Source organism: Streptomyces sp. NPDC058576, from assembly GCF_042718715.1.
GTDB lineage: Bacteria > Actinomycetota > Actinomycetes > Streptomycetales > Streptomycetaceae > Streptomyces.
On record NZ_JBHXPF010000003.1, the window covers coordinates 88,335 to 113,871 of the forward strand.

Here is a 25,537-nt window from a genome sequence, read left to right on the forward strand (position 1 = left end):
AACGAGCGGAAGGGTCGGCCCATGAGCCCCAAGGACGTGTCGAGCGGCAGCGGAAGCGCCAGGGGGTGGCTCACTCCGGGGCGCATCGTGGTCGGTGTGCTCGTCGTGCTCGTCATCGTGTTCATCTGCGTGAACACCAACAAGGTCACCATCCGGGTGCTGATCCCCGAGGTGACGATGCCCCTCTGGTTCGCGCTGCTGGCCATGTTCCTCATCGGACTCGGCTGCGGCGGCTATCTGTTCCGTCGCAGGGGCAAGTGACGGGCCCCGTCCCCCGGCTCCACCGGTTCCCGCGAATCCGCTTGAGGGCCCCGGGCCCGTGCGGCGAGGATGGGCCGCATGCGTACGATCGTGGTCCTCGACGCCCCTTCCAACCTCGGGCTGCGGCCCCCGGCACCCGGCACCGTCCCCGGCTGCCACAAGCTGGCCGGCGCCCTGCGCGACCGGCGGATCGTGCGGCGCGTCGGCGCCCTGGAGGGCGGTGTCGTCGTCCCGCCCCGCTACGACCTGGGTGACTGGCAGGAGGGCGACGGGGTGTTCAACGCCGCCGCCATCGCCCGCTACACCCGCACGCTCGCCGACCGCATCGAAGGACACGTACGGGCCGGTGAGTTCGCCCTGGTCCTCGGCGGGGACTGCTCCATCCAGCTCGGCGCCGCCCTCGCCCTGCGCCGCCTCGGCCGGTACGGGCTCGCCGCCGTCGACGGATCCGCCGACTTCCGGCACACCGGCAACAGCGACCGGATCGGCGCGGCGGGCGGCGAGGAGCTGGCCATCGCCACCGGCCGGGGCCAGGCCGACCTCAGCGATCTCGAAGGGCTCGGCCCCTACCTCAGGGACGAGGACGTACGCCTCTTCGGCATGCGCGACGAGGACGAGGACCAGGCCGAACTGGCCGCGCTGAAGATTTCCCACGCGACCGTCGGCCGGATCCGGCAGTGGGGCGCGGCCGAGCTGGCGCGGTCCACCGTTCAGAGCCTGGAGACACCCGCCCTCGACGGCTACTGGGTCCATCTGGACGCCGACGTCCTCGACCCGAGCGTCATGCCCGCCGTCGACAGCCCCGACGACGGGGGCCTCCTCCCGGACGAACTCGCCCCCCTGCTGCGCACGCTCGTCTCCTCCCCGCGCTGCGTCGGGCTCAACGTCACCATCTACGACCCCGACCTCGACCCGGACGGCAGCGCGGGCACACTCCTCGCCGACCTGGTCGTCGGGGCGCTCGCGGGCGCGTGACGGGGTGATCCCGGCCGGGACCACGGCCGGGCGACCGACCGGGGGAGTGGCCCGGCGGCCGGCACGGGAGCGGCCCCGAACCACGGACATCCGGGAAATGCGGCCGACGGCACTCTGGCCCCGCGCGGCCACCTGCGTGTTCCATGGTCACCGGGGGCGCCCGGACCTGCGGCGGCCCGTCGCGAGGGAACGAGGGTGTCTTGGCCACGACCGTACGACGTGCCGTACTGAACCTGCCCGCAGCGCCGCTCGGGCCGGAGAACCCGCTCCCGCCGCTGCGGACGCCCGCCCCGCCGCCGGCCGTCCTCGACCCCCGCGAACGGGCGGGCCTGCCGCGCGACATGGCCAGGCAACTGGGCCACCGCCCGCTGCGCACCATCCTGCCCACCCGGCTGCGCGACGGCTACGGGCGCGAGCGCACCCCCACCGACCTCGATACCGTCGTCATCGAGAACGACCGGCTGCGCGTCACCGTGCTCCCCGGACTCGGCGGCCGCATCCACTCCCTGCACCACAAACCCACCGGCCGCGAACTGCTCCACCGCAACCCGGTCCTCCAGCCCGCCGCCTTCGCCCTCAACGGGGCCTGGTTCTCCGGCGGGATCGAGTGGAACATCGGCGCCACCGGCCACACCACCCTGTCCTGCGCGCCCCTGCACGCCGCGCTCGTGCCCGCCCCGGACGGGGGCACGATGGTCCGGCTCTGGGAGTGGGAGCGGCTGCGCGACCTGCCCTTCCAGGTCGACCTCTGGCTCCCCGACGACTCCGACTTCCTGCACGTCGGCGTACGGATACGCAACCCGCACGAACAGCCCGCGCCGGTCTACTGGTGGTCCAACATCGCCGTTCCGGAGACCCCGGACACCCGCGTCCTGGTCCCGGCCGACGAGGCCTGGCACTTCGGCTACGACCACACCCTCACCCGGGTCGGCGTTCCGGAGGCGGGCGGCCTCGACCACACCTACCCGCTGCGCTCGGAGTACCCGGCCGACCACTTCTACGAGCTGCCCGAGGACGCCCGGCGCTGGATCGCCGCGCTCGACGCGGACGGCCACGGCCTCGCCCAGACCTCCACCGGCCTGCTGCGGGGTCGCAAGCTGTTCCGCTGGGGGCACGGCAGCGGAGGCCGCCGCTGGCAGGAGTGGCTGAGCGGGACCTCCGACGGCGGGTACGCGGAGATCCAGGCCGGGCTTGCCCGCACCCAGCTGGAGCACGTCCCCCTCGAACCCGGCGCCGCGTTCAGCTGGCTGGAGTCCTACGGTCCCCTGTCCGCCGACCCGGCCGCCGTGCACGGCCGGGACTGGGCCGCCGCCACCGGGGAGGCCGCGGCGCGGCTGGAGGAGGCGCTTCCGCGCGCGGCGGTGGCGGAGGCGTACGCGGCGTGGCTGCCGCACGCCGACACCGAACCGGGCGAGGTGCTCGCCACCGGCTCCGGCTGGGGCGCGCTGGAGGTGTTGCGGGGCGGCCACCGGCTGCCCGGCACGCCGTTCTTCCTCGCCACGCTCGGCGAACAGCAGGCTCCCTGGGTGGAACTGCTGGAACACGGCACCCTGCCGAAGCCCTCCCCGGAGGAACCGCCCGGTCCGACACCGGTCTCACGGCCCTGGCGCGACATGCTGGAGACCGCCGACGCCGACCCGCACACCGAGTACCACCTCGGCATCGCGCAGTGGCACGCCGACGACCGGGCCCAGGCCGTCCGCAGCTGGGAACGCGGACTGGAGTGCGGCCCCGCACCGCGCTGGCCGCTGCTGCGCTGCCTCGCCGTCGCCGCCGAGGAGAACGGCAGGCAGGGCCACGCCGCCGAGCTGCACGCCGAGGCCTTCGCAGACCTCACCACGTCGGGTACGACGGACCTCGCCGCGTCGGCGGAGGGCGTCGCCCTCCTTGTCGCCCTGGCCCGCGAGACCGTGGAGGCGCAGCTGTCCGCCGGCCGGCCCGAGGCGGCCCGGGCGCTGCTGGCCGGCCTGCCGGAGGCGGTCCGTGAGCGCGGACGCTTCCGGCTGCTCCTTGCCCGGACGCTGGTCGCCGAGGGCGACACCGGGGCGGCCCGCGCGATCTTCGACGCCGGATTCGAGGTGGCCGACCTGCGCGAAGGGGCCGGAATCCTCGGCGAGTTGTGGGCGTGCGTCAGCGACGAACCGCTGCCGGACGCCTACGACTTCCGGATGAGCCCGCCCCAGGAGTGATCAACGCACCCGGGCGGCCGGTCAGACGGTGACGTTGCGGTCCACGTACTCGAAGACCGAGCCGTCCGGGTGCAGCGCGATGAGGTTACGGCCCGCCGGGGTCGGCACCGGTCCCGCGATGACCCGCGCGCCGGCTCGCGTCAGCGCCGCGCTCGCCTCGTCGACATCCTTGACCGCGATGGTCGCACCCACCTTGCGCAGCACCTCCAGCTCCGACTCCGGTCCGCTCATCAACAGAAAACAGCCGATCGCGGCCACCGACACCCCACCGCGCTCGAAGCGCAGGGCCGACGTGCCCGTCAGCCCCTCGTAGAAGGCCACCGAGGCCTCCAGGTCGTCGACGCAGATACGCAGCGTGGTTCCGAGGATCTCCATGCGTACGAGGGTAGTTGGCCGCCGCGACCGGTGTGATCGGTTCCGGGCGGGCCGGAACCTCTCCTCACCTCACACCCGGCACAGCACCTCACCGTGGGGGACCATGAACCAGCCGTCGCCCTCCTCGCCCCAGGAGCGCCAGGCCCCGGCGATGGCCGTGAGCTGCTCGGGGCTCGCGTGGCCGCCCCGTACGGCCAGCTCGGCATAGACCGAGTCCGTCGTACGGTCCGCCCACAGGCCGCTCCACCAGGCGCGGCTCTCCGGGGTGGCGAAGCACCAGGCGGCCGCGGTCGGGGTGATGTCGGTGAACCCGGCCCGCCGCGCCCAGGACAGCAGCCTGCGGCCGGCGTCGGGCTCGCCGCCGTTGCCGCGGGCCACCCGGCCGTACACGTCCTGCCACTCGCCGAGACCGGGGACCTCCGGATACCAGGTCATCGCCGCGTAGTCGCTGTCCCGGGCCGCGACCACACCGCCGGGGCGGCAGACCCGCCGCATCTCGCGCAGCGCCTGGACCGGGTCGCCCACGTGCTGGAGCACCTGGTGGGCGTGGACCACGTCGAAGGAGTCGTCGGGGAAATCCAGGGCGTGCACGTCGGCCACCGCGAACTCGACGTTCTCCAGGCCCCGTTCGGCCGCCACCGCGGCGGCCTGGCCGAGAATGTCGCCGGTGGTGTCCACCGCGGTGACCCGGCCCGGCGCGACCAGCGCGGCCAGGTCGGCGGTGATGGTTCCCGGGCCGCAGCCGACGTCGAGCACGGTGAGACCGGGGCGGAGTTCGTCGAGGAGGTAGGCCGCCGAGTTGGCGGCGGTCCGCCAGCGGTGCGAGCGCAGGACCGACTCGTGGTGGCCGTGCGTGTACACGGCGGTCTCCTTCGGCATGGCGTTGCGTCCTCTCCCCAGCCTGTCGCCGATGGGCACGGCGACAGGAGCCACCGTACGCCGCGATGTCGGATGATGAGATGGGCGTCTTGCGATGCGGACGGGTGTCGGGGTGGGGTGTGCTGCCCCGGTGCGTCAGACCGGCATCGGGCAGTAGACCGTCAGCGCCTCCGGCAGCTTGTCGATCATCAGCTCCTTTCCGGAGTGGGCCACTTCACCGTCGTACGCGTACGGAGTCCCCGGCGCCAGACCGCCGATCCGCACCCGGCGCCGCCGCACCGCGGCATGGGCGGGGGAGCGGGTCAGCGGTCCCGCCACCGCCGCCGCCAGCAGGCGCAGCGCGGGGCCCCGCCCGCCGTGGACCACCCGGACGTCCAGCAGCCCGTCCGCCAGGTTGTGGCGGCGGCCCGGGTTGGGGCCCACCCGCCGGAAGAGCCCGTTGCCGACGAAGACCAGCCACAACGGGCGCCTGCGGCCCTGGAGTTCGGCCTCCAGCGGTCGCTGGCCGCGCAGCACGTGGAACGCCGCGAGCACGCCCGCCGGCCAGCCGCCGATCCGCGGCGACCAGTGTTCCCGGGTGCGCACCAGGTCCGGGTAGACGCCCAGCGAGAAGGCGTTGAGGAAATAGCCGTCCGCCCCGTCCGCGCCCCTGGGCCCCGGCCGGAAGCGGCCGAGGTCCACCCGGATGGCATCGCCCACGGTGAGGGCGGCGGCCGTGTCGTGGACGGTCTCGATGCCCAGGTCGTAGGCGAAGTGGTTGAGCGTCCCGCCGGGGAAGACCGCCAGCGGCATCCCGTGGGTGGCCGCCACGGACGCCGCGAGGTTCACCGTGCCGTCGCCCCCGCAGACACCCAGGGCCCGGCCCTGGGCGGCCGCCTCGTCGAGGGCGGCCGGCAGATCGGCGGGCGCGACCTCCATGACGGTCGCCATCGGCAGCGCCTCGCGCACCAGCGACGCGGTCGCGGTAGCCGTACCGGACTCCCGGTTCACCACCACGACGAGGTCCTTGCCGGCGGGCAGCGCCGGGGCCTCGCCGGGCGGCCGGCCGGGAGCGGGCAGCTGGCCCCGGGTCGGCACGACCCCGCGCAGGGCGAACGCGGCTCCTACGCCCAGCGCCGCACCCGCGAGCACATCGCTCGGATAGTGCACCCCGGTGTAGACGCGGGAGGCCGCCACGGCCACCGCGACCGGAGCCACGACCGCGCCCCAGCCCTTGGACTCCAGGGCCACCCCCGTGGCGAACGCGGCGGCCGACGCCGCGTGGCCCGAGGGGAAGGAGGTCGTGACGGGCTGCCGCTTGAGCTGCCGGACCATCGGCACCGCGTCCATGATCGGCCGGTCACGGCGCACCGCGCCCTTGCCGACGGTATTGATGGCCGCCGAGGCCACGGCGAGGGACGCCACCCCGCGCAGCGCGGCCCGGCGCGAGCGCGCACTGCTGCCGAGGGCCGCGATCCCGGCCGCCGCCCCGAACCAGAGCAGCCCGTGGTTGGCGCTCCGGCTCAGCCGGGGCAGCAGCGGATCGGCGCCCGGCCAGTGCCGGTCCGCGACGCTCCGGAAGACGGCCAGGTCCCGCCCTTGCAGCCAGCCGCGCAGCCGGGCGACGGCGGGGGCGGCGGAGGTGGATGAAGTTCGCGGTGTTGCCATGGCTCAGCGAATACCCGGCCGGGCCACGCTGAACCAGCAGGCGCGCTGAGACCCTGGCCACGCGCCACCGCCGACCGGCGGAACGGCCCAGGCGGCGACTGCCCCCGGCGCGGGCGCGCGCCTGGGCGGGCGGGCCGCCCGGAACCTCCGTATAAAGAAGCCAGAGGCATTACGAGGAAGCGTCATCAGGAAGCCGGAGGCGTCGACCAGGAGCCGATGACCGGACCCGGACCCGGCCCCGGGGGCTCTGAGCCGATGCGGGCCCCGGCCCCGGGCCCGGAGCCGGGCGAGCGTGGCGGGGTCGAACGCGCGGAGCGACGAGCGGCGGAGGAGGGCCGGATGCACGGGACCGAGGACACCGGCCCGGACGGGGACCCCGACCGGGATCGCGCGGACGAGCACCGGGACCGCGCGGAGGACGACCAGGCCTCCGTCGACGAGCACCGGGCCCGGGCACACGGGCACGGGTCCCAGCCGGAGGAACCCCGGGCCCACTCCGGCGAGCAGCGGGACCGCGCGGAGGACCGCCAGGCCACCGCCGGCGAGCACCGGACCCACGAGGCCTCTGCGGACGAGCACCGGGACCACGCACACGGGCACCGGTCCCAGCCGGAGGAACCCCAGGCCCCCGCGGACGAGCACCGGGCCCACGCGGAGGACCACCAGGCCTCCGTCGACGAGCACCAGGCCCGCGCACACGGGCACCGGTCCCGGCCGGAGGATCCCCGGGCCCACGCCGGCGAGCACCGGGCTCGTGCGCACGAGGATCACGGCGACCGCGCGCACGAGGATCACGGCCCCGTCCGCTACGGGCCGCCCGCCCCGGACCCCGGCCTGCCAGTCCTCCCCGAGCTGGCCGCCGTCCTCGCCGCCGCCTCCGCCCGGACCCGCCCCGAACCTCCCGGCGGCGGGCCGGTCCTGCGCGAGGCGGCCCGCGGCTACTGGGACCGGCGCGGGCTGCACGGCGCGGCGGGCGGCATCGCCGCCGCCCCCGGAGCCCAGCCGCTCCTCCTGGCCCTCATCGGCGCGCACGGCGGCGACGTCCTCATGCCGCGCCCCTGCCCCGCCGCCTGGACGCCGCAGGCCCGGCTGCTGGGCCGCCCGGCCTACCACGTGCCCACCCCGGCCGAATGCGGCGGCGTCCCCGACCCGTACGCCCTGCTGGAGACCGTCCGCCGGGTCCGTGCGGAGGGCGGCCGGCCGAAGCTGCTGCTCCTGTCGGTCGTGGACGACCCCACGGCCACCGTCGCGCCGCCCGAGCTGGTCCGGGAGGCCTGCGAGGCGGCCGTCGGGGAAGGGCTGCACATCATCAGCGACGAGACCTGGCGCGACACCGTCCACCGGCCCCGCGACACCGTTCTGCTCAGCCCCGCCGAGATGAGCCCGGACGACGTCACGGTGATCAACGACCTGTCCGGGGCGCTCGTGCCCGCCGCCTGGCCGGTCGCCGTGGCCCGCTTCCCGGACACCGCCCGCGCCGCCGTGCGGCACGCCCGCACCCTGGACATCCTCACGGCCCTCGGCGCCCTCGTCGCCGGTCCGGTCGCCCACGCGGCCGCCCACGCCCTGGGCGAGCCGGACTCCGTACGCGACCGGGTCCGGCGGGCCGCGGCGCTCCAGGCCGAGGTCGCCGCCGCCGCCCACCGCGCGGTCCTCGGCTCCGGCGCGCTCGCCCGTCCCCCGCAGGCGGGCCGCCACCTGTACGCCGACCTCGGCCCGCTGCGCTCCCGGCTCGCGGATCTGGGCGTCACGGACTCCATGGAGCTGGAGGAGTACCTCACCGACCGGCTCGGCGCCCCGGCCCCGGGCGGCCACCGCTTCGGGGACGAACTGGGTGCCCTGCGCGTACGCCTGGGCACCGGACCGCTGCTGGGAAACACGCCGCACCAGCAGACGGAGGCCCTCGCCGCGGCGAAGCCGCTGGAGCTCGCGCATGTGGCGCGGGCACTGGACGACTTCGCGGCGGTCTTCCGCGCGCTGCGCTGAGAACGGTCACCCCCGCCGAGGACGGATGCTCACGCCCGCCCGGCGTCAGGGCCGCCGCCCGTAACAGGCCGGACGGTCACCCCGTGACAGGCAGGGCCGTCGCCCCGTGACAGGCAGGACGGTCACCCCGTCGCGTCGCCCGTGTCGCGGCCGAACCGCGCCCGCAGCCTGCGCCACACCGCCGGAGCCCCGCTGATCAGCAGCGTCAGGGCGACCGCCGCGACCACCCCCTGCCACGGCTCGGGAAACAGCGAACCGCCCAGGATCCCGATCAGCTGGTACGTCGCCGCCCAGGCCAGGCAGGCCGGAACGTCGCCCCGGGCGAACTGCCGCAGCGGCATCTTGCCCAGCAGACACGCCAGCATCACCGGTATCCGCCCGGCCGGCACCAGCCGGGACAGCACCAGCACCGTCCCGCCGTGCTCCGCCAGCTTCTCCTGCGCCTGGGCCAGCCGCTCCGGCGCGGCCCGGCGGGTGATCGCCCCCAGCCACTTCGAGCCGTGGTTCGACCGCACTCCGCGCTGCCCCAGCCAGTACAGACAGATGTCGCCGAGGAACGCGGCGGCCGACGCCGCCAGGAACACGAAGAGCAGGGTGAGCGGTGACGTCTGGTGGAACGCCACCACCGCCGCGGAACTCACCAGCGCCCCCGTCGGCACCACCGGCACCAACGACCCCAGCGCCACCAGGGCGAACAGCGTCGGGTAGCCGACCGCCTGCTGGGTCGACTCGGTGGGCAGCTCCCGCACCACCTGCTGGATCTCCTGGATCACCGGCCGGCCTCCGGTCTGACCCGTTCGCCGTGCGCCAGCAGATGCACCGTCACCTCGGGCGCGCGCTTCGCCGCGTGCCGTACGAACTCGTCGCCCGGCGCGTGGAACTCGTGCGGGCGCACCGCGTCCAGGCCGACCGGCCAGTACGTGCCGTAGTGCACCGGCACCGCCGAGCGGGGCGCGAGCCGGGTCAGCGCCTCGGCGGCGCGGGCCGGGTCCAGATGGCTGTGCCCCAGGTTGGGCCCCCAGCCGCCCACCGGCAGCAGCGCCACGTCCACCGGCCCCACGGCGTCGGCCATCGCGTCGAAGAGCCCGGTGTCCCCGGCGAAGTACGTCCGGGCCTCGCCCTCGACCACATAGCCGAGCGCGGGCGACCGGTGCGGCCCGACCGGCAGCCGCCGCCCGTCGTGCAGCGCGGGAACCGCCCGCACCCGTACCTCGCCGATCCGCACCGTGTCGCCCGCCCTGACCTCGGTGATGTGCAGCTGCCGTACCCGCCGCAGCATCCGCAGCCCCGGCACGGCCGCCACCGCGCCGCTCGGCACGATCAGCCGGCTGCCGGGAGCCAGCCGGGCCAGCGACGGCAGATGCAGATGGTCGGAGTGCAGATGGGAGACCAGCACCACCTCGGCGACCGCGGCGTCCGGCGGCGGCACCTCGCCCCGGCGGCGGCGCAGATGCGCGAAGCGCCGGACGAACAGGGGGTCGGTCAGCACCCGCACCCCCGAGTCCTCGATCGTGCAGGTGGCATGACCCCACCAGGTGACCTCCACCGGCACCTCGCCTCCTCGCTCGCTCCTCGGCGCACCGTGACCCGTGATCCCGCGTCCCGGTGCGTACGGCCCGCGCGGCCTGTGACCGGGCGCGCTGCCGGTACGAGCCTATGCGCCCCCCGTACCTTCGCGTCGAGCCTCGGGGTCTCCCGCCGAAGCCGCTGACCGGGACCGGCGCTGTGAAAAGCTGAAGGGCGGGCCCCGGACGACCGGGCCCGGGGCGGAGAGGGCCTGAGGTGGAGCGGCGTGGGTGACGGGAAGTGGCGCAGGGCGGGCACCGCCCTGATGCGGGTGATCGCGGTCTGGGCGGTGTCCACCCTCACCATGCTCGCGCTGGCCGGAGCCCTTCCCGACTTCCAGCTCCAGTCCGACGACGGCGACACCATCACGAGGACGGCGTTCACCGCGGCCTGGGGCGCGGGTGCCTTCGGCCTGCTCTCCGCACTGGTGTGGCCCGTCCTCGTGCGGTCCCTGCTCATCGTGCCCGCGCTCGTCCTCGGCGCGCTGGTCTTCTTCCTCAACGGCTCGCTGCTGCTGATAGCGCTGCGCCTGATCCCGGACGGGCGCGGCGACGCCGCGCCGGAGACCGCGGTCGTCGTCGCCGCCGTGATGTCCGCCGTCGCCTCCGCCACCTCCACCGCCCTCGCCGTCCGCGACGACGAGGCCTACCGTCGCCGGCTGTCCCGGCTCGCCGACCGGCGCCGCAGACGCGGCAGATCGCCGGCCCCGGCCGAACCCGGCCGCGACGGGCAGCCCGGCACCGTCTTCCTCCAGCTCGACGGCGTCGGCCACGACGTCCTGGTGAACGCGGCGGCCGGCGGGCTCATGCCGACCGTCGCCGGCTGGCTCGCCGACTCCTCCGGACACCGCCTCACCCCCTGGCGCACCGACTGGTCCAGCCAGACCGGCGCCAGCCAGCTCGCCATCCTGCACGGCAGCAACCACGACGTGCCCGCGTTCCGCTGGTACGAGAAGGAGACCCGCACCGTCATGGTCTCCAGCCGTCCCGCGAGCGCCCTCGAAATGCAGCGCCGGGCCATCGAGCGCACCCACGACGGCGGACTGCTCGCCGTCGACGGCGCGAGCCGCGGCAACCTCTTCAGCGGCGGCGCCGGACAGCTGGCCCTGGTGCTCTCCATGGCCGCCCGGCGCGGCAAGGGCCGCCGCTCGCGCGCCGGATACTTCGCGTACTTCTCCGACCCGGCCAACGCCACCCGTACCGCCCTCTCCTTCGGCGCCGAGGTCCTGCGCGAGATCGGCCAGTCGACCCGGGCCCGCGTCCGGAAGGTCACCCCGCGGATCAAGCGCGGCGGGCTCTACCCCTTCATCCGCGCCTTCGCCACCGTCGTGGAGCGCGATGTGGTCGCCACCGCCGTCCTCGGCGACATGTTCGCCGGACGCACCGCCGTCTACGCCGACCTCGTCGCCTACGACGAGGTCGCCCACCACTCGGGACCCCACAGCCGGGACGCGGAGAGGGTCCTCGTACGCCTCGACCGCTCCCTCGCCCTGATCGCCAAGATCGCCGACCACACCCCGCGCGCCTATCGGATCGTGCTCCTGTCCGACCACGGCCAGAGCCCGGGGGAGACGTTCGCCGGGAAGTACGGGCTCACGCTCAAGGACCTCGTACGGGCGGGCTGCGGGCTGCCCGTGCCCCGCCGGGCCCAGCGCACCCGCAGCGCCTCCGAGGCCCGCGACGCGGTGCGCATCGCGCTGCACCGCCCGGTCGGGGACCAGGAGGCCGAGCACCCGGCCAAGCTCTCCGACCCGATCGTGCTGGCCTCCGGCAACCTCGGGCTGATCTCCTTCCCCGACATCGAGGGCCGCGCCTCCCGCGAGCAGATCGAGCGCCGCCACCCGGCGCTGCTCTCCACGCTCGCCAACCACCCGGGGATCGGCTTCCTCCTCGTCGGCGGGGAGCACGGTTCCGTGGTGCTCGGGCCCGGCGGCGCCGAGGTTTCCGTCGCCGAACTGGCCGACGGAGAGGGCCCGCTCGCGGACTTCGACGTCGGCGCGGCCGACGCCGTACGGCGCACCGACACCTTCCCGCACGTCGCCGACGTCATGGTCAACTCCATGTACGACCCGGCCACCGGGACCGTGCACGCCTTCGAGGAGCAGATCGGTTCGCACGGCGGACTCGGCGGCCAGCAGTCCCGGCCGTTCCTGCTCTGGCCGCGCGGACTGACGGACCCGCTCGACATCGTGGCCGCCGAGACCGCGGAGGGCGCTCCCGTGCCGCCGGGCGGCGGTCTGGTGGGCGCCGAGGCGGTCCACCGGGTGCTCACCCGCTGGCTCCAGGAGTCCTCCGGCCCCCAGGTGCCGGTGCGCGCCGAGGGGTTCGCCGGGGCCGGCCCGGCGGACGAGCCGTTCCCGGGTCAGGCCCCGGTGCCGGACGCGCCGGGAACGACGGCCTGAACGGTGGGTCGAGCACGCTCAGGGACGCGCCCGTGAGGTCGCGCCCGCGTCGCCCGGGTGGGACGCGGCTCCGTCGGCTCAGGCCGACTGCCGCCGTACGAGCGCCGGGGGGAAGAGCACGGAGGGCGAGGGCCCGCCCGGCTCGCCGATCTGCTTCAGCAGCAGCCGTGCCATCTCCGCCGCCATCTCCTCCACCGGCTGCCGGACCGTGGTCAGGGGCGGGTCGCAGGCGGCCGCGGCGCTGCTGTCGTCGAAGCCGACCACCGCCACATCGGACGGCACGTCCCGACCGGCCCGGAGCAGCACCGGGAGCGCACCCAGGGCCATCAGGTCCGAGGCGATGAACACTCCGTCCAGATCCGGGCGGTCCGCCAGCAGCCGGCGCATCGCCGCGGCCCCGCCCAGATGCGTGAAGTCCCCCTCCGCGCAGGCCACGTCCTCGATGCCGTGGGCGGCGCAGGCCGCCAGGAAACCGGTCAGCCGGACCTGCCCGGCGGGCATGTCCTGGGGGCCGGAGATCGTGCCGATGCGCCGCCGCCCCAGCGCGGCCAGGTGATCGGCCGCCAGCCGCGCCCCGGCGTGCTGGTCCACCTCCACGTAGGCCAGCGGTGACGGCTTGTGCGGACGGCCCGCGAGGACGGCGGGCATCCGGGTCTCCTGGAGCAGCCCGGGCAGCGGGTCGTCGGCGTGCGTGGTGATCAGCACGACCCCGTCGACGTGGCCGTGGCGCAGATAGGAGAGCAGTTGGGTCCGGGACGCCTCGTCGTCGGCCAGCATCACGACCATCTGGATCCCCGCCGGGCGCAGTACCTCCAGCAGCCCGCTGACGACCCGGCCGAAGTACGGGTCGGAGAACATCCGGCCGACGAACGGCTCGGACATCGGCCGCCGTTCCCGCTCGGAGACCACCAGGGCCACCGAGTCGGTCCGCCGGGTCACCAGCGAGCGGGCGGCCCGGTTGGGGACGTAGCCGGTGGTCGCCACCGCCTCCTCGACGACGGTGCGCAGGGCGGGGTCGACCGTGGTCGCTCCGTTGATCACCCGGGACACCGTCGCCCGTGACACACCGGCCACGGCCGCCACGTCCTCCAAGGTCGCGGGACGTACGGGCTGCGGCACTTCGGCTGTCATGCAGCCCTTTATACCCGCAGGCCGGCCGCCCCGTTCAGCCGAGGGCCAGGTCCCGCGCCGTGACCGTGCCCGGCATGTCGGGTCCCGCGTGCACATCGGTCAGGGGCAGGCCCATGCGGGTCAGCAGGGGGCGCGGGCGGCCGAGTTCGGACACCTGCCCGGTGCGGCACCCGAACCGCGACGCCCTCCCGCGAACGGGTCGCGAAGGGGACCGGGGCCGTTGTCAGTGGTGGGCGGAAGAATGGTGACCATGACGAACTCAGCTGCTGTGCTCGCCGATGCCGCCGCCTATGCCGCCGCGGTGGAAGAGGCTTCCCTCGCCGCTGCCGCGTACTACGCCTCGGGCGAGAGCGCGCTGGACGACGACGCCTACGACCGGCTGGCGCGCGGGATAGCCGCGTACGAGGCGGCTCACCCGGAGGAGATGCTCGCCGACTCGCCCACCGGCAAGGTCGCGGGCGGGGCCGCCGTCGGCGACGTGCCGCACACGGTGCCCATGCTCTCGCTGGACAACGTGTTCTCGGCCGAGCAGTTCGCGACCTGGACCGCCTCGCTGGAGCGGCGCATCGGCAGACCGGTGACCGCGTGGAGCGTCGAGCCGAAGCTCGACGGCCTGGCGGTCGCCGCGCGCTACCGGGACGGCCGGTTCGAGCGCCTCATCACCCGGGGCGACGGCACCGCGGGCGAGGACGTCTCGCACGCGGCGGGCGCCGTCGTCGGGCTGCCGGAGCAGCTGGCCGAACCGGTCACCATCGAGGTGCGCGGCGAGATCCTCATGACGAACGACCAGTTCGACCAGGCCAACGCGATCCGTACGGAACACGGCGGCGCTCCCTTCGCCAACCCGCGCAACGGGGCGGCGGGCACGCTGCGCGCCAAGGACCGCGCCTACCGGGTGGAGACGACCTTCTTCGCCTACGGCGCGCTGCCGCTGCCCGATTCCGGGCAGCTCGGCGAGACCCTCGCCGAACTGCCCCACAGCGAGGTCCTGGGTTACGTCGCCGACCTCGGCGTGCACACGGCCGCGGGCACCGACGTGGCCCCGGTCCTGGCCACCGCGGTCGAGGGGGTCCAGGCGCGGGTGGACGCGATAGGTTCCCTGCGCGCCGCGCTGCCGTTCGGCATCGACGGGATCGTGATCAAGGCCGACCTGGCGGCCGACCAGCGCGAGGCGGGCTCCGGAACCCGCGCGCCCCGCTGGGCCATCGCCTACAAACTGCCCGCCGTGGAGAAGATCACCCGCCTGCTGGCCGTCGAGTGGAACGTCGGGCGCACGGGCATCATCGCGCCACGCGCGGTCCTGGAGCCCGTGGAGATCGACGGCTCCACCGTCGGCTACGCCACCCTGCACAACCCGGCCGACATCACCCGACGCGACCTGCGGCTGGGCGACCAGGTCATGGTCTACAAGGCCGGCGACATCATCCCGCGCATCGAGGCTCCCGTGGTGCACCTGCGCACCGGCGACGAGACGCCCATCGACTTCCCCGAGAGCTGCCCGCAGTGCGGCTCCGACATCGACACGAGCGAGCAGCGCTGGCGCTGCACCCGGGGCCGCAACTGCCGTCTGGTCGCCTCCGTCTCGTACGCGGCGGGCCGCGATCAGCTCGACATCGAGGGCCTCGGCTCCACGCGGGTCGTCCAGCTCGTCGACGCGGGGCTCGTCGCGGACTTCGCTGATCTGTTCACCCTGGAGCGCGAGCAGTTGCTCGCCCTCGACCGGATGGGCGAGACCTCCACGGACAATCTCCTGGCGGCCATCGCGACCGCCCGCACCCGGCCGCTCTCCCGGGTCTTCTGCGCCTTGGGCGTACGGGGCACGGGGCGCTCCATGTCACGCCGTATCGCGCGGTACTTCGCCACGATGGACCGGATCGTCGCCGCCGACGTGGAGACGCTCCAACGGGTCGACGGCATCGGCAAGGAGAAGGCCGCCGCGGTGGTCGCCGAGCTGGTGGAGCTGGCCCCGCTGATCGGCAAGCTCGTCGCTGCCGGGGTCACCATGACGGAGCCGGGCGCCACCCCGCCCCCGGAGCCCGGGACGGACGAGCCGGCCGGCCCGGACACGAAGGCCGACGGGGAGACCGGTGCTGACACCGGAACCGGCTCCGCGCTGCCCCTTGCGGGGATGACCGTGGTGGTCACGGGCGCGATGTCCGGAGCGTTGGAGAAGCTGTCGCGCAACCAGATGAACGAGCTGATCGAGCGGGCGGGCGGCAGGTCGTCCTCCAGCGTCTCCCAGCGCACGAGTCTGCTGGTCGCCGGGGACAAGGCCGGCTCCAAGCGCACCAAGGCGGAGGCCCTGGGGGTCCGGATCGCGGTGCCGGAGGAGTTCGCGGAGCTGGTCGGCGCGTTCCTGACGTCGGGGGAGGACGGCTGAGCCGGTGACTGCCGCGCACGCGGCGTCGGCGCACCTGTGAATCAGCGAGGAAGTGGCGTTCCAGCACCCCGTATTGCATAGTGAGGGCTCGGTCGCGCCTCGCTATCAGCGGGCCGACGGGTGCGTGGGCGGCGGCGATGGCCGGCCCGGGGGTGAGGGACGATGCGTTCTGTGCATGACGGACAGCGACCGGGTCGCGCCGTCCCCCCGTCGCCCGGACCCGCGCCGATCCCTGCTCCTTCGACCACGTCGGTACCGGCTGTTCGTGTTCCGACCGCTTCCGCGCCCGGCGAGTGGCGAGGGCCGCTTCGTCCGGGGGCGGGCCCATGGGGGAAGGGCCCCGGACCGCTTCGTGACGGGAGCGGTGCCGGGGCGTCCGGGGCGGGGCGCTCCCACCGGGTTCTCCGGGCGTACCACCGGCACCAGGGCGCACCGGGCACCCTGGCTGCGCCCGGCGGCACCCCGGCCGCCCGCGGGCTGGCGCTGGACCTCGGCAGTTCCCGTACCCGGGCCTGGGTGCCCGGCCGGGGGCTGGTTCTCGACCCGCTCCCCGGCCCCGGCCCCCACGGGGGCGCCGAGCGGCCGGTCCGGCGCGGCCGCATCGTCGACCCCGAGTCCTGCGGCCGGCAGCTCGGCCGGATCGCCGACGCGGCCCTGGGCCCGGACCGCGGGGACAGCGTGATCGTCCTCAGCCACCCGGTGCTCGCCGGGGCCGAACACCGCACCGCCGCGCGGGCTTTGCTCGCCGGGCTCGGGACGACACGCGTCCTGGTCCTCAGCAGCGCTCGGGCGGCCGCCGCATACGCCGGACCCAGGGAGACGGGCCCCCTTCTCGTCGTCGACCTGGGGGCCGAGCTGACCGAGGTCACGCTCCTCGTGGGCGGCCTGGTCGCCGACGCCCGGCAGGCCGAGAGCGGACTCGACGACCTCGACGGCCTCGATCCGGCGGCGCTGCCCGCGGTCCTCGTCGGCACGGTGCTCGACATGATCACCTCCATGTGGCGGCACGACCGGCACGGCGCGATCCGCGGAGCCCTGCGCAAGGGCCCCGTGCTCGCGGGCGGCGGCGCGCTGCGGGCCGACGTCCCCGATCGCATCGCCCGCTGCCTCGGCACCCGCGTGCGCCTGGCCGACGACCCCTCGACCACGGTCGTCCGGGGCGCCGGACAGATCCTCAGCTCCCTGCTCCGCCACCGGACGCCGCCGCCCGAGCATTCCGGCCGACCGAGGTGACGCGAAACCCGGGGCGGCCCCGGGCGAAGGCATCCCGGGTGCGCTCGGTGCCGGCCACCCTCCTACTGACCGTCCTCGCCCTGGTCTGCGGTGTTGCCACGGCGACCGGCGCGGCACCCGTCCTGACGCCCCGAAGTCTCGCCCCCGCCGTCACCGCGGCCCCGGCGCCGACCGCACCGATGACCCACCGCCACGGCACCGTCGCCCGGCCTGACATCCGGCATCGGACCGGGCAGGTCCCCGGGTCCGACCGAGGGGCGCCGGACCACGCGAGCGGCGTCCTGGCCGGGCCGGGCCCGGGCGCGGTGGCGCAGGCCGGGCACGAGCAGCCCAGGGCGGCGGCCGATCCGGCGCAGGCTCCGCGGGCGGGCACCGGCCGGCCGTACCTGCTCCTGCACGCACCGCCGCCACCGCACGACGCGCTGACCCCCGCTCCGCCGGGGCCGGCCGAGCCGCACGGCGGCGTGCGGCGGATCGCCGCGGAGTCCTTCGACGCACCCGGCAGCCGCAGGGGCGCGCTGCCCGGCGTACGGGGGCCTCCGGGCAGGACGACCACCGGTCCCACGACCGGTCATCCGTCCTGTTCTGCCGATCCGGCGTCGCGCCCTCACTGAGGTGAGGGCCCTCGGCGCCCCACCGGAGGGTTTCCATGACTCGCGCCACCACGGTGCGAGCGGTTCTGGCTGCCGCCGTCCTGCTCGTCTCCGTCTTCATCACCCTGACCATGTCGCCCAGACTCGGCCTCGACCTCCAGGGCGGCACCCGTATCGTGCTCCAGGCCCGGGACACCGCCACCGTCGAGGCGGACCGGGAGACCACCGACCGCACCCTGGAGGTGCTGCGGCAGCGCATCGACTCGCTGGGCGTCTCCGAACCGACCCTGACCCGGTCCGGCGAGGACCGGATCATCGTCGAACTGCCCGACGTCCAGGACCCGCGCCAGGCCGCCGAGGTGATCGGCCGGACGGCGCAGCTCACGTTCCACGCGGTCGAGGGCCCGGGGGAGGGGCAACCGGAGGAGAAGACCCCGCCCCCCGACTCCACCGGCCACTCCACCGGCGACTCCTCCGGTGACCCCACCTCCGACCCGACGCCCGACCGCTTGGCCCTCCCCGACGAGCAGGGCCGTCTGCTCGCCCTCGGCGAACCCCGGCTCTCCGGCGCCGGAGTCGAGGACGCGACCGCCGCGATCGACGCGCAGGGCGGAGCGGGCTGGAGCGTGTCGCTGGAGTTCCGCGAGGGCGCCGGGCAGGACTGGAAGAAGCTGACCGGCGAGGCCGCGTGCCATCCCGCCGGGGACGACCGGCGGAGGGTCGCCATCGTCCTCGACGAGAAGGTCATCTCCTCGCCGCAGGTCGACCCGTCGGTCGGCTGCCGGGCCGGACTGCCGTCGGGGGCCACCCGGATCACCGGGTCGTTCAGCGCGGACGAGGCGCGCGACCTGGCGCTGCTCATCAAGGGCGGAGCCCTGCCCGTACCCGTCGAGATCGTCGAGCAGCGGACCGTCGGCCCGACGCTCGGCGCGGCGGCCATCGACGCGAGCGCGCGGGCGGCCCTCATCGGAGCGGCCGCCACCGCGCTGTTCATCACCGTCGTCTACCGCCTCTTCGGCGCGCTGGCCGCCGTGGCGCTGGGCGCGTACGGAGTGATCTCGTACGCCGCCCTCGTCGCCCTCGGCGTCACGCTGACCCTTCCCGGGCTCGCCGGATTCGTCCTCGCGATCGGGATGGCGGTCGACGCGAACGTCCTGGTCTTCGAACGGGCCAGGGAGGAGTGCGCGGAGCGGCCGAAACGCTCCCTGCGCTCCGCGCTGACCACCGGGTTCCAGAAGGCGTGGAGCGCGGTCGCCGACTCCAACGCGACCACGCTGATCGCGGCCGGACTGCTCTTCTTCCTGGGCTCGGGCCCGGTCAAGGGCTTCGGGGTCACCCTCGCCATCGGGGTCGTCGCCTCGATGTTCTCCGCGCTGGTCATCGCCCGCGCCCTCACGGAGATCGCCGCGAACTCCCGCTTCGTCAGCGACTACCGGGGCGTCAACGGCATCGGGCGCCCCGGCGCCGTACGGACCTGGCTGGTCCGCAAGGACCCGCGGCTCTTCCGCGAACCGGTCCGCCGGCTCGTCGTCTCGGCGGCCCTGGTCGCCGTCGCGGTGGCCGGGATCGTCGTGCGCGGGGTCGATCTGGGCGTCGAGTTCACCGGTGGCCGGCTGGTCGAGTACTCCACCAGCCGCCCGGTCGACGTCGAGACGGCCCGGGACACGCTCACCGCCGCCGGGTTCGGCGACGCCGAGGTCACGACGGCGGGCGACGGCGACCTGTCGGTGCGCACCGGGAAGCTCGACAACGACGGCGAACACGCCCTGCGCGCTGCCCTCGCCGAGGAGGGCGGCGAGACGACGAAGGTCCGGGACGAACTGATCGGCCCGAGTCTCGGCGACGAACTGCGCCGCAACGCGCTGATCGCCCTGGGCGTCGCGGTGGCCGTACAACTGGCCTATCTGGCGGCCCGGTTCCGCTGGACGTTCGCCGTGGCCTCGGTCGGGGCCATGGTGCACGACGTGATCCTGGTGGTGGGGGCCTTCGCCTGGCTGGGGCGACCGGTGGACGGCATCTTCCTGGCCGCCCTGCTCACCGTCATCGGCTACTCGGTCAACGACTCCGTGGTGGTCTTCGACCGGGTACGGGAACTGTGGGGGGCGAACCGGCGGAGCCCGCTGGACACCATCGCCCGCCGGGCCGTCCTGCAGACCGTTCCGCGCACGGTGAACACCGGGATGGGCGCCCTGTTCATCCTGGCCGCCCTCGCGGTACTCGGCGGCGATTCGCTCGCCGACTTCGCGCTCGCCCTGCTGATCGGCATCGCCGTCGGCACCTGGTCCTCGGTGTTCACCGCCGTACCCGGAGCCCTGGTCCTGGAACGGACCACGAAGGCCCCGCCGCCCGCACCGGGGAAGGGCAAGGGCGCGTCGCGGGGGAAGGCCGGTGCGGCACGGCGCGACCCGCTCGACAACGGGGCGCGCGTCTGAGGTGATCCCGTGCCCCCGGGCAGCCCGTCGCCCCGGCATTACCGCCGGGGCGACGGGCGCAGCCGCCGGGTTCAGGCGCCAGGGGCTACGTGGGCGTGCAGATAGGCGGCGGTCTCCCGGTCGGCGGGCAGGAACGTCTCGATGGCCAGCTCGGCCACCGTCACGTCCATCGGCGTGTTGAACGTCGCGATCGACGACACGAACGACAGCACCCGGCCGCCGTGTTCGAGCAGCATCGGCAGCGCGAACGCGGCGGCGGCCCGCCTCCGGTCCGTAGCGCCCGCCGCCCGGCCACGGCCGCCGTGCCCGCCGGCGCGGTCCGTGCCGCCTTCCGTTGAGGGGGCCGGATACGCGGCCACCTCGTCGTGCAGCTCGCGCAGCGCGGGTGAGCGTTCGAGTGCGATCTGACGGTCCATCTGCGCCAGCAGGTCCGCCCGCCACTCCCGGAGGTTCACGATGCGCGGGGCGAGGCCCTCCGGGTGGAGGGTCAGCCGCATGGCGTTCACCGGCGGGGTCAGCAGCTTCTCCGACACCCCGTCCAGCATCAGCGCGATACCCCGGTTGGCCGCCACCACCCCGTAGGTGCCGTCCACCACGAGCGCCGGATACGGCTCGTACGCCGCGAGCAGCCGGTCGAGGCTCTCGCGCAAGGAAGCCATCGCGGGGTCGTCGAGCGGCGTCTGCGGATAGCGGGGCGCGTAACCGGCGATCACGAGAAGGGCGTTGCGTTCACGGACCGGTACGGCCAGCTGTTCGGCCAGTCGCAGGACCATGTCCTCGCTGGGCCGGGAGCGGCCCGTCTCGATGAACGAGATGTGGCGGGCCGAGGAGTCCGCGCGCAGGGCCAGCTCCAACTGGCTGATGCGCCGCTGTTCCCGCCAGTCCCGCAGTAGTGGCCCCACTCCCGTGTCGGGCAAGACAGTTGTCATGCCAAGACCGTAACGTCACGAGCGGGCCGGACGGCGGCCGCGCCGGTACGGACCGCCCCCGCCCGCTGTGACGCACACGTCGATCCACGTTCCACCGAGACCCACGGGAGCCGTGCCATGAGCGCCGAACCGCTGTCGCCGACCGAGATCGACCGTCGGCTGGAGAGCCTGCCCGGCTGGGCGCTGGAAGGCGACCGGATCACCCGGACCTTCCGGTTGCCCTCGCACTTCGCCGCCGCCGCGCTGACGGTCCACATCGCGCGGATCCAGGACGAGCTGAACCACCACTCCGACCTGACGCTCGGCTACAACACGGTGGCCCTCACCGTCCACACGCACGACGCGGGCGGCGCGATCACCGAGAAGGACCTCGCGCTCGCCGCCCAGGTGGCGGCCGCCGCCCCGGCACACGGGGCCGAATAGCCTCCGGCCGAGCCGAACGGCCCACCGTCCTTCCGGCTCAGGCCACCGTGCCGAACCTCGGGTGCGCGCCGAGCCACTGCGCGTAGCTCGGGCTGCGCGAGACCGCCTCCGCGTACGCCGCGCGGGTCGCGCCCGCCACCAGCCCCGCCGCGGCGTCGGCGGCGGGGGAGCGCGGATGCCGGCCCACCAGGTGACGCCAGCTGAGCGGCGCACCGGCCAGCGGTCTGGTCACCAGGCCGGGCGTCGGCGGGAACGTCGCCCGGCACAGCCCGATCGCCCGCCCCACCTGCACCAGATGGACGACGGACGAGGTGTCCGTCTCGTACACCGACACCGGGGTGAAGCCGGACCGCGCGCAGGCCGCGGTGAAGCAGTCGGCGAAGCAGCCGTCGCCCGGCACGTCCGCCCAGCACTCGTCCGCGAGCGCGGCCAGGTCCAGTTCCGCTTCGCCGGCCAGGGGGTGGTCATCCGGCAGCATCACGAAGACCGGGTCCACCCCGACGACCTCCCAGACCAGCCGGTCCGCCAGCGGCGGCGGACTCTCGCCGCACGTCCCGATCAGCGCGAAGTCCAGCCGCCCGTCGATCACCAGCGAGGCGATCTCGTCCACCGACCACGAGGTGTACGTCGACACCGTCGCCGCCGGGTGCGCGGCGGCCATCCGGTCCACCAGACCGCCGAGCAGCGGACCGTGGGTGCCGCCCAGCCGGAACCGGTCCAGCGCCCCCCTGGCATTGGCGAACCGCACGGCCTCCGCCTGGAGTTCACTGACCGCGGGCAGCACCACCCGGGCCCGTTCCAGCACCAGTTCGCCGAGCGGGGTGGCACGGGCTCCGGTGTGGTCACGGTCGAAGAGAGCGCCGCCCAGGGCCTTCTCGATCCGCCGCAGCTGAGCGCTGAGAGCGGGCTGGGCAAGCCCCAACGTGGCGGCGGCCTTGGTGAGGCTGCCCGTGTCGGCTATCGCACGGACCGTTCGCAGATGGCGCAACTCCAGCTCCATAAGGGCAAGTTATGGGCCCGGACGCAGCCCGGCAATACGCCTGCTCCGCCTATCGTTCGGTCGGTGTACACGGGCCGTACTCCGCCGGGCAGGCCGGCGGGGTACGGCGTTCCGGTTCAGCCGTGCCAGGCACCGTCCGCGGCGGCCTCGCGGGCGAAGTCGGCGAGGTCCTTCGGCTCCCGCCCCAGCACCCGCTTCACCTCGTCCGTCGTCGCCGCGTTGTGACCGTCCAGCAGCGTGGCGAACAGCTCGGCCAGGAACGCGGCCTCCGCCTCGGACACCCCGAACTCCGCCAGCAGCGAGGCGTACGCGGGCCCGGTCACCGGCACGTACAGCACCGCCCGGCCCGTCGCCCGGCCCAGCACCTCGGCCGCCTCCTCGAAGGTCAGGGACCGCGGTCCCGTCAGCTCGTACACCGCCCCCGCGTGCCCGTCCCCGGTCAGCGCGGCCACCACCACGTCGGCCAGGTCGTCGAGGTCCAGGAACGGTTCGGCCGTCGTGCCCGCGGGGAACACCAGCTCGCCGCCGAGCACGCCGTCCAGCAGCGCGCCCTCACTGAAGTTCTGCGCGAAGAACGCCGACCGGACGACCGTGACCTCCACCGCCCCGGCGGCCCCGCGCAGCGCCTCCTCCGCGACGACCGCCCGCGGTTCGCCGCGCCCCGACAGCAGCACCACCCTGCGCACCCCGCACGCGGCCGCGGTCCGCCCGAAGGCGGCCATCGCCTCCGCCGCCCCGGGCACCGCCAGGTCCGGGTAGTACGCCACATAGGCGGCCTGCGCGCCGTCCAGGGCCGCCGTCCAGCCCGTGTCGTCCTGCCAGTCGAACGGCACGTCGCCCGTGCGCGAACCCGAGCGGACCGGAACTCCGAGGGCGGCCAGCCGCTCGGTCACCCGTCGGCCGGTCTTGCCCGTTCCGCTCGTCACCAGGACCGTTCCCGTCATCCGTCCCACGCCTCGCCCGTCGCGTTCGGCGGTGCCGGTGCCGGTGCCGGTGCCGGTGTCGTTGCTGTTGCCGTCGTCTCGTCGTGTGTACGTGTTCTCCGTCATGGCTCCAGGCTCCCGGGCCCGCCCCCGCCCGGACATGCTCCAAAGGCTCAGGCACCTACGCCTGAGTCCACGGCCACGCCTCCGGGCGGCCACGCGTCTACGCTGGCGGCCATGGACGCTCTCGCCGGACTCCTGGACGGGCCTCGGGCCCGGGGCGCGTTTCTGCTCCGCATGGTGATGGAGCCGCCCTGGGCGGTACGGGTCGAGGACCGGGCGCCGATCTGCCTCATGTCGGTCCGGCGCGGTACGGCCTGCATCGTCCCGTCCGACGGAGGCGAACCGGTCCTGCTCGGTCCCGGGGGCATCGCGGTGGTCCGCGGCCCCGATCCGTACACCGTCGCCGACGCGCCCGGGACGACACCCCACGCCCTCGTCGGGCCCGGCGGTGTCTGTACGACGCTGCACGGCCGCCCGCTCTCGCAGGACATGGTGCTGAACGTACGGACCTGGGGAAACGCGGCCGACGGCGCCACGGCCGTCCTCGTCGGCACCTACCTGCTGGACGGCGAGATCAGCCGCCGGCTGCTGGACGCCGTGCCCCCGCTCCTCACGGTCCCCGCCGACGCGCGGACCCGGCCGCTGCTGGACCTGCTCGACGCGGAGATCGCCCAGGACGAGCCGGGCCAGCGCGTCGTCCTGGACCGGCTGCTGGACCTGCTGCTCATCGCCGTGCTCCGCGCCTGGTTCGCGCGGCCCGGGGCCGGTGCTCCCGCCTGGTACCGCGCGATGGGCGACCCGGTCGTGGGCGCGGCGCTCCGGCTGCTCCAGAACGACCCGGCGCACCCCTGGACGGTCGCCTCGCTCGCCGCTCGCGCAGGGGTGTCCCGGGCCGGCCTGGCCCGCCGGTTCACCGAGCTGGTCGGGGAGCCGCCGATGGCGTATCTCACCGGCTGGCGGCTCGCCGTCGCGGCCGACCTGCTGCGCGAGAGCGACGCCACGGTGGAGGCCGTGGCCCGGAAGGTCGGCTACAGCGCGCCCTTCGCCTTCAGCGCCGCGTTCAAGCGGGTCAGGGGGGTCAGCCCGCAGGAGTACCGCGGCGGTACGCCGGGAAACCACCTCGATTTGCCGGACCGGCAACGAACCTTGCCGCCGGAACCCCTTCCGGGGAGGCTGGCCCCATGAGCAGCCACGCCGGTCACGGCCACCACGACGCGCACGCCGCCACCACCCCCGTACAGGCACATGCCCACGGCCATGCCCATGCCCCCGCGCATGGATCGGGGGGCGCTCCGGCGACGGACATCGACTGGGACGTTCTCGGTCCCCTGTTGGAGCAGGAGGCGGAACTCAACGGCGCGCAGTACGAGGAGGCGGCGCGTTGGATCGCCGCCCTGCCCACCGCGCCGAAGGTCCGCCGGGTCCTGGACATCGGCAGCGGCCCCGGCGTCGTCTCGTGCCTTTTGGCCGAGGTCTTCCCGGAGGCCGAGGTGGTGGCTGTGGACGCCACGCCCGCTCTCCTGGAACGCGCGAAGAACCGTGCGCGACGTCTCGGCGTGATCGACCGCTTCCAGACCCTGGAGGCGGAACTGCCCGCGGACCTCGACCGGTTGGGCGAGGCCGATCTGATCTGGGCGGGCAACTCCCTGCACCACCTGGGCGATCAGCGCGCCGCGCTGGCGGGCTTCGCCGGGCTTCTGCGGGCCGGCGGGACGGTCGCGCTCGTCGAGGGCGGCCTGCCCACCCGGCGGCTGCCCCGCGACATCGGGATCGGAGAACCCGGTCTGGAGGCCCGCATGGGCGCGGCCGCCGCCACGCGCTTCGAGCACATGCGATCCGAACTCCCCGGCGCGAAGCGGGAGATCGAGGACTGGAGCGCGCTCTTCACCGCGGTGGGCCTCGCCCCGCAGGGCACCCGCAGCTTCCTCCTCGACCTGCCCGCCCCGCTCTCCCGCCCGGTCCGCGACCACGTCGTCGCGAGCATCGCCCGCGAGCGCGAGGTGCTCGGCGAGCTGCTGACGGCCGAGGACAGTGCCGTGCTGGACCGGCTGCTGGACCCCGAGGACCCCGAAGGCCTCCACCACCGCCCCGACGTCCATCTGCTCACCGCCCGCACGGTCCACCTGGGACGACGCGAGCGGTAGCCGACGC

21 protein-coding genes are annotated in these 25,537 nt (G+C 74.8%); 12 read left to right on the forward strand and 9 right to left on the reverse strand.

Annotated features, from left to right (window positions below; genetic code table 11):
• Positions 1 to 21 precede the first annotated feature (21 nt).
• From ACFWRV_RS03420 to ACFWRV_RS03430, 3 genes are all read left to right on the forward strand, one after another.
• The gene (locus ACFWRV_RS03420; protein WP_384327482.1) at positions 22 to 261 is read left to right on the forward strand and encodes a LapA family protein; all 240 of its coding nucleotides are present in this window, start codon (positions 22 to 24) and stop codon (positions 259 to 261) included.
• A gap of 78 nt (positions 262 to 339) precedes the next feature.
• Positions 340 to 1,236 (forward strand): arginase family protein, encoded by an 897-nt coding sequence (locus ACFWRV_RS03425; protein WP_384327485.1) that lies wholly within the window; start codon positions 340 to 342, stop codon positions 1,234 to 1,236.
• 200 nt (positions 1,237 to 1,436) lie between these two features.
• On the forward strand, positions 1,437 to 3,425 hold the full coding sequence (locus ACFWRV_RS03430; RefSeq protein WP_384327487.1) for a DUF5107 domain-containing protein: 1,989 nt from the start codon (positions 1,437 to 1,439) through the stop codon (positions 3,423 to 3,425).
• A 21-nt stretch (positions 3,426 to 3,446) separates the two neighbouring features.
• On the opposite strand, the gene ACFWRV_RS03435 is transcribed toward ACFWRV_RS03430, so the two are convergent.
• The 3 genes from ACFWRV_RS03435 to ACFWRV_RS03445 all read right to left on the reverse strand — a co-directional run bounded on the left by ACFWRV_RS03435 (position 3,447) and on the right by ACFWRV_RS03445 (position 6,326).
• Positions 3,447 to 3,800 (reverse strand): VOC family protein, encoded by a 354-nt coding sequence (locus ACFWRV_RS03435; RefSeq protein WP_097870607.1) that lies wholly within the window; start codon positions 3,798 to 3,800, stop codon positions 3,447 to 3,449.
• A 69-nt stretch (positions 3,801 to 3,869) separates the two neighbouring features.
• Positions 3,870 to 4,679: a class I SAM-dependent methyltransferase gene (locus tag ACFWRV_RS03440; protein WP_384327490.1), complete on the reverse strand. Its 810-nt coding sequence runs from the start codon at positions 4,677 to 4,679 to the stop codon at positions 3,870 to 3,872.
• A gap of 135 nt (positions 4,680 to 4,814) precedes the next feature.
• Complete coding sequence (locus tag ACFWRV_RS03445; RefSeq protein WP_384327493.1) at positions 4,815 to 6,326, reverse strand: bifunctional phosphatase PAP2/diacylglycerol kinase family protein; 1,512 nt, start codon at positions 6,324 to 6,326, stop codon at positions 4,815 to 4,817.
• An 834-nt stretch (positions 6,327 to 7,160) separates the two neighbouring features.
• On the opposite strand from ACFWRV_RS03445, the gene ACFWRV_RS03450 reads away from it, so the two are divergent.
• The gene (locus tag ACFWRV_RS03450; RefSeq protein WP_384327984.1) at positions 7,161 to 8,312 is read left to right on the forward strand and encodes an aminotransferase class I/II-fold pyridoxal phosphate-dependent enzyme; all 1,152 of its coding nucleotides are present in this window, start codon (positions 7,161 to 7,163) and stop codon (positions 8,310 to 8,312) included.
• Between the two features lie 122 nt (positions 8,313 to 8,434).
• Here the strand turns inward: ACFWRV_RS03450 and ACFWRV_RS03455 are convergent, their stop codons facing one another.
• A complete protein-coding gene (locus tag ACFWRV_RS03455; RefSeq protein ID WP_384327496.1) occupies positions 8,435 to 9,085 on the reverse strand; it encodes a DedA family protein in 651 nt (216 codons plus the stop codon).
• Positions 9,082 to 9,864, reverse strand: a complete 783-nt coding sequence (locus tag ACFWRV_RS03460) for an MBL fold metallo-hydrolase (RefSeq protein ID WP_384327498.1) — start codon at positions 9,862 to 9,864, stop codon at positions 9,082 to 9,084. Before ACFWRV_RS03460 ends, ACFWRV_RS03455 begins: the two co-directional genes overlap by 4 nt.
• Before the next feature lie 240 nt (positions 9,865 to 10,104).
• Between ACFWRV_RS03460 and ACFWRV_RS03465 the strand changes: the two genes are divergently transcribed.
• Entirely contained in the window at positions 10,105 to 12,279 is a 2,175-nt protein-coding gene (locus ACFWRV_RS03465; RefSeq protein WP_384327501.1) for an alkaline phosphatase family protein, read from the forward strand.
• 78 nt (positions 12,280 to 12,357) lie between these two features.
• Here ACFWRV_RS03465 and ACFWRV_RS03470 read toward each other — a convergent pair whose 3' ends face one another.
• Positions 12,358 to 13,410: a LacI family DNA-binding transcriptional regulator gene (locus tag ACFWRV_RS03470; protein WP_384327504.1), complete on the reverse strand. Its 1,053-nt coding sequence runs from the start codon at positions 13,408 to 13,410 to the stop codon at positions 12,358 to 12,360.
• 250 nt (positions 13,411 to 13,660) lie between these two features.
• Here ACFWRV_RS03470 and ligA point away from each other — a divergent pair, with 250 nt between their 5' ends.
• The 4 genes from ligA (at position 13,661) to secD (ending at position 20,048) form a co-directional block, all read left to right on the forward strand.
• Positions 13,661 to 15,790, forward strand: coding sequence for an NAD-dependent DNA ligase LigA (gene ligA, locus ACFWRV_RS03475; RefSeq protein WP_384327507.1), 2,130 nt, complete (start codon positions 13,661 to 13,663; stop codon positions 15,788 to 15,790).
• Between the two features lie 516 nt (positions 15,791 to 16,306).
• The gene (locus ACFWRV_RS03480; protein ID WP_384327510.1) at positions 16,307 to 17,023 is read left to right on the forward strand and encodes a rod shape-determining protein MreC; all 717 of its coding nucleotides are present in this window, start codon (positions 16,307 to 16,309) and stop codon (positions 17,021 to 17,023) included.
• A 47-nt stretch (positions 17,024 to 17,070) separates the two neighbouring features.
• Entirely contained in the window at positions 17,071 to 17,637 is a 567-nt protein-coding gene (locus ACFWRV_RS03485) for a hypothetical protein (protein WP_384327513.1), read from the forward strand.
• A gap of 35 nt (positions 17,638 to 17,672) precedes the next feature.
• Complete coding sequence (secD, locus tag ACFWRV_RS03490; RefSeq protein WP_384327516.1) at positions 17,673 to 20,048, forward strand: protein translocase subunit SecD; 2,376 nt, start codon at positions 17,673 to 17,675, stop codon at positions 20,046 to 20,048.
• A gap of 71 nt (positions 20,049 to 20,119) precedes the next feature.
• On the opposite strand, the gene ACFWRV_RS03495 is transcribed toward secD, so the two are convergent.
• The gene (locus ACFWRV_RS03495; RefSeq protein WP_384327519.1) at positions 20,120 to 20,977 is read right to left on the reverse strand and encodes a helix-turn-helix domain-containing protein; all 858 of its coding nucleotides are present in this window, start codon (positions 20,975 to 20,977) and stop codon (positions 20,120 to 20,122) included.
• Positions 20,978 to 21,094: 117 nt separating this feature from the next.
• On the opposite strand from ACFWRV_RS03495, the gene ACFWRV_RS03500 reads away from it, so the two are divergent.
• Positions 21,095 to 21,400 carry a 4a-hydroxytetrahydrobiopterin dehydratase gene (locus ACFWRV_RS03500; RefSeq protein ID WP_384327522.1) on the forward strand — a complete coding sequence of 102 codons (306 nt, stop codon included), beginning with the start codon at positions 21,095 to 21,097 and terminating at the stop codon, positions 21,398 to 21,400.
• Between the two features lie 37 nt (positions 21,401 to 21,437).
• On the opposite strand, the gene ACFWRV_RS03505 is transcribed toward ACFWRV_RS03500, so the two are convergent.
• Together ACFWRV_RS03505 and ACFWRV_RS03510 are read right to left on the reverse strand one after the other, a co-directional pair.
• Complete coding sequence (locus ACFWRV_RS03505) at positions 21,438 to 22,400, reverse strand: LysR family transcriptional regulator (protein WP_384327525.1); 963 nt, start codon at positions 22,398 to 22,400, stop codon at positions 21,438 to 21,440.
• 116 nt (positions 22,401 to 22,516) lie between these two features.
• Positions 22,517 to 23,449 (reverse strand): NmrA family transcriptional regulator, encoded by a 933-nt coding sequence (locus ACFWRV_RS03510; protein ID WP_384327528.1) that lies wholly within the window; start codon positions 23,447 to 23,449, stop codon positions 22,517 to 22,519.
• A 111-nt stretch (positions 23,450 to 23,560) separates the two neighbouring features.
• On the opposite strand from ACFWRV_RS03510, the gene ACFWRV_RS03515 reads away from it, so the two are divergent.
• Both ACFWRV_RS03515 and ACFWRV_RS03520 read left to right on the forward strand, forming a co-directional pair.
• The gene (locus tag ACFWRV_RS03515; protein ID WP_384327531.1) at positions 23,561 to 24,571 is read left to right on the forward strand and encodes an AraC family transcriptional regulator; all 1,011 of its coding nucleotides are present in this window, start codon (positions 23,561 to 23,563) and stop codon (positions 24,569 to 24,571) included.
• Positions 24,568 to 25,530 carry a class I SAM-dependent methyltransferase gene (locus tag ACFWRV_RS03520; RefSeq protein WP_384327534.1) on the forward strand — a complete coding sequence of 321 codons (963 nt, stop codon included), beginning with the start codon at positions 24,568 to 24,570 and terminating at the stop codon, positions 25,528 to 25,530. Before ACFWRV_RS03515 ends, ACFWRV_RS03520 begins: the two co-directional genes overlap by 4 nt.
• Positions 25,531 to 25,537: the final 7 nt, after the last annotated feature.

Coding starts and splice junctions, on each gene's coding strand:
- ACFWRV_RS03510 (WP_384327528.1), bottom strand. CDS start 23,449: ATGACGGAGAACACGTACACACGACGAGACGACGGCAACAGCAACGAC.
- ACFWRV_RS03445 (WP_384327493.1), bottom strand. CDS start 6,326: ATGGCAACACCGCGAACTTCATCCACCTCCGCCGCCCCCGCCGTCGCC.
- ACFWRV_RS03425 (WP_384327485.1), top strand. CDS start 340: ATGCGTACGATCGTGGTCCTCGACGCCCCTTCCAACCTCGGGCTGCGG.
- ACFWRV_RS03440 (WP_384327490.1), bottom strand. CDS start 4,679: ATGCCGAAGGAGACCGCCGTGTACACGCACGGCCACCACGAGTCGGTC.
- ligA (WP_384327507.1), top strand. CDS start 13,661: ATGACGAACTCAGCTGCTGTGCTCGCCGATGCCGCCGCCTATGCCGCC.
- ACFWRV_RS03420 (WP_384327482.1), top strand. CDS start 22: ATGAGCCCCAAGGACGTGTCGAGCGGCAGCGGAAGCGCCAGGGGGTGG.
- ACFWRV_RS03520 (WP_384327534.1), top strand. CDS start 24,568: ATGAGCAGCCACGCCGGTCACGGCCACCACGACGCGCACGCCGCCACC.
- ACFWRV_RS03435 (WP_097870607.1), bottom strand. CDS start 3,800: ATGGAGATCCTCGGAACCACGCTGCGTATCTGCGTCGACGACCTGGAG.
- ACFWRV_RS03495 (WP_384327519.1), bottom strand. CDS start 20,977: ATGACAACTGTCTTGCCCGACACGGGAGTGGGGCCACTACTGCGGGAC.
- secD (WP_384327516.1), top strand. CDS start 17,673: ATGACTCGCGCCACCACGGTGCGAGCGGTTCTGGCTGCCGCCGTCCTG.
- ACFWRV_RS03505 (WP_384327525.1), bottom strand. CDS start 22,400: ATGGAGCTGGAGTTGCGCCATCTGCGAACGGTCCGTGCGATAGCCGAC.
- ACFWRV_RS03470 (WP_384327504.1), bottom strand. CDS start 13,410: ATGACAGCCGAAGTGCCGCAGCCCGTACGTCCCGCGACCTTGGAGGAC.
- ACFWRV_RS03500 (WP_384327522.1), top strand. CDS start 21,095: ATGAGCGCCGAACCGCTGTCGCCGACCGAGATCGACCGTCGGCTGGAG.
- ACFWRV_RS03515 (WP_384327531.1), top strand. CDS start 23,561: ATGGACGCTCTCGCCGGACTCCTGGACGGGCCTCGGGCCCGGGGCGCG.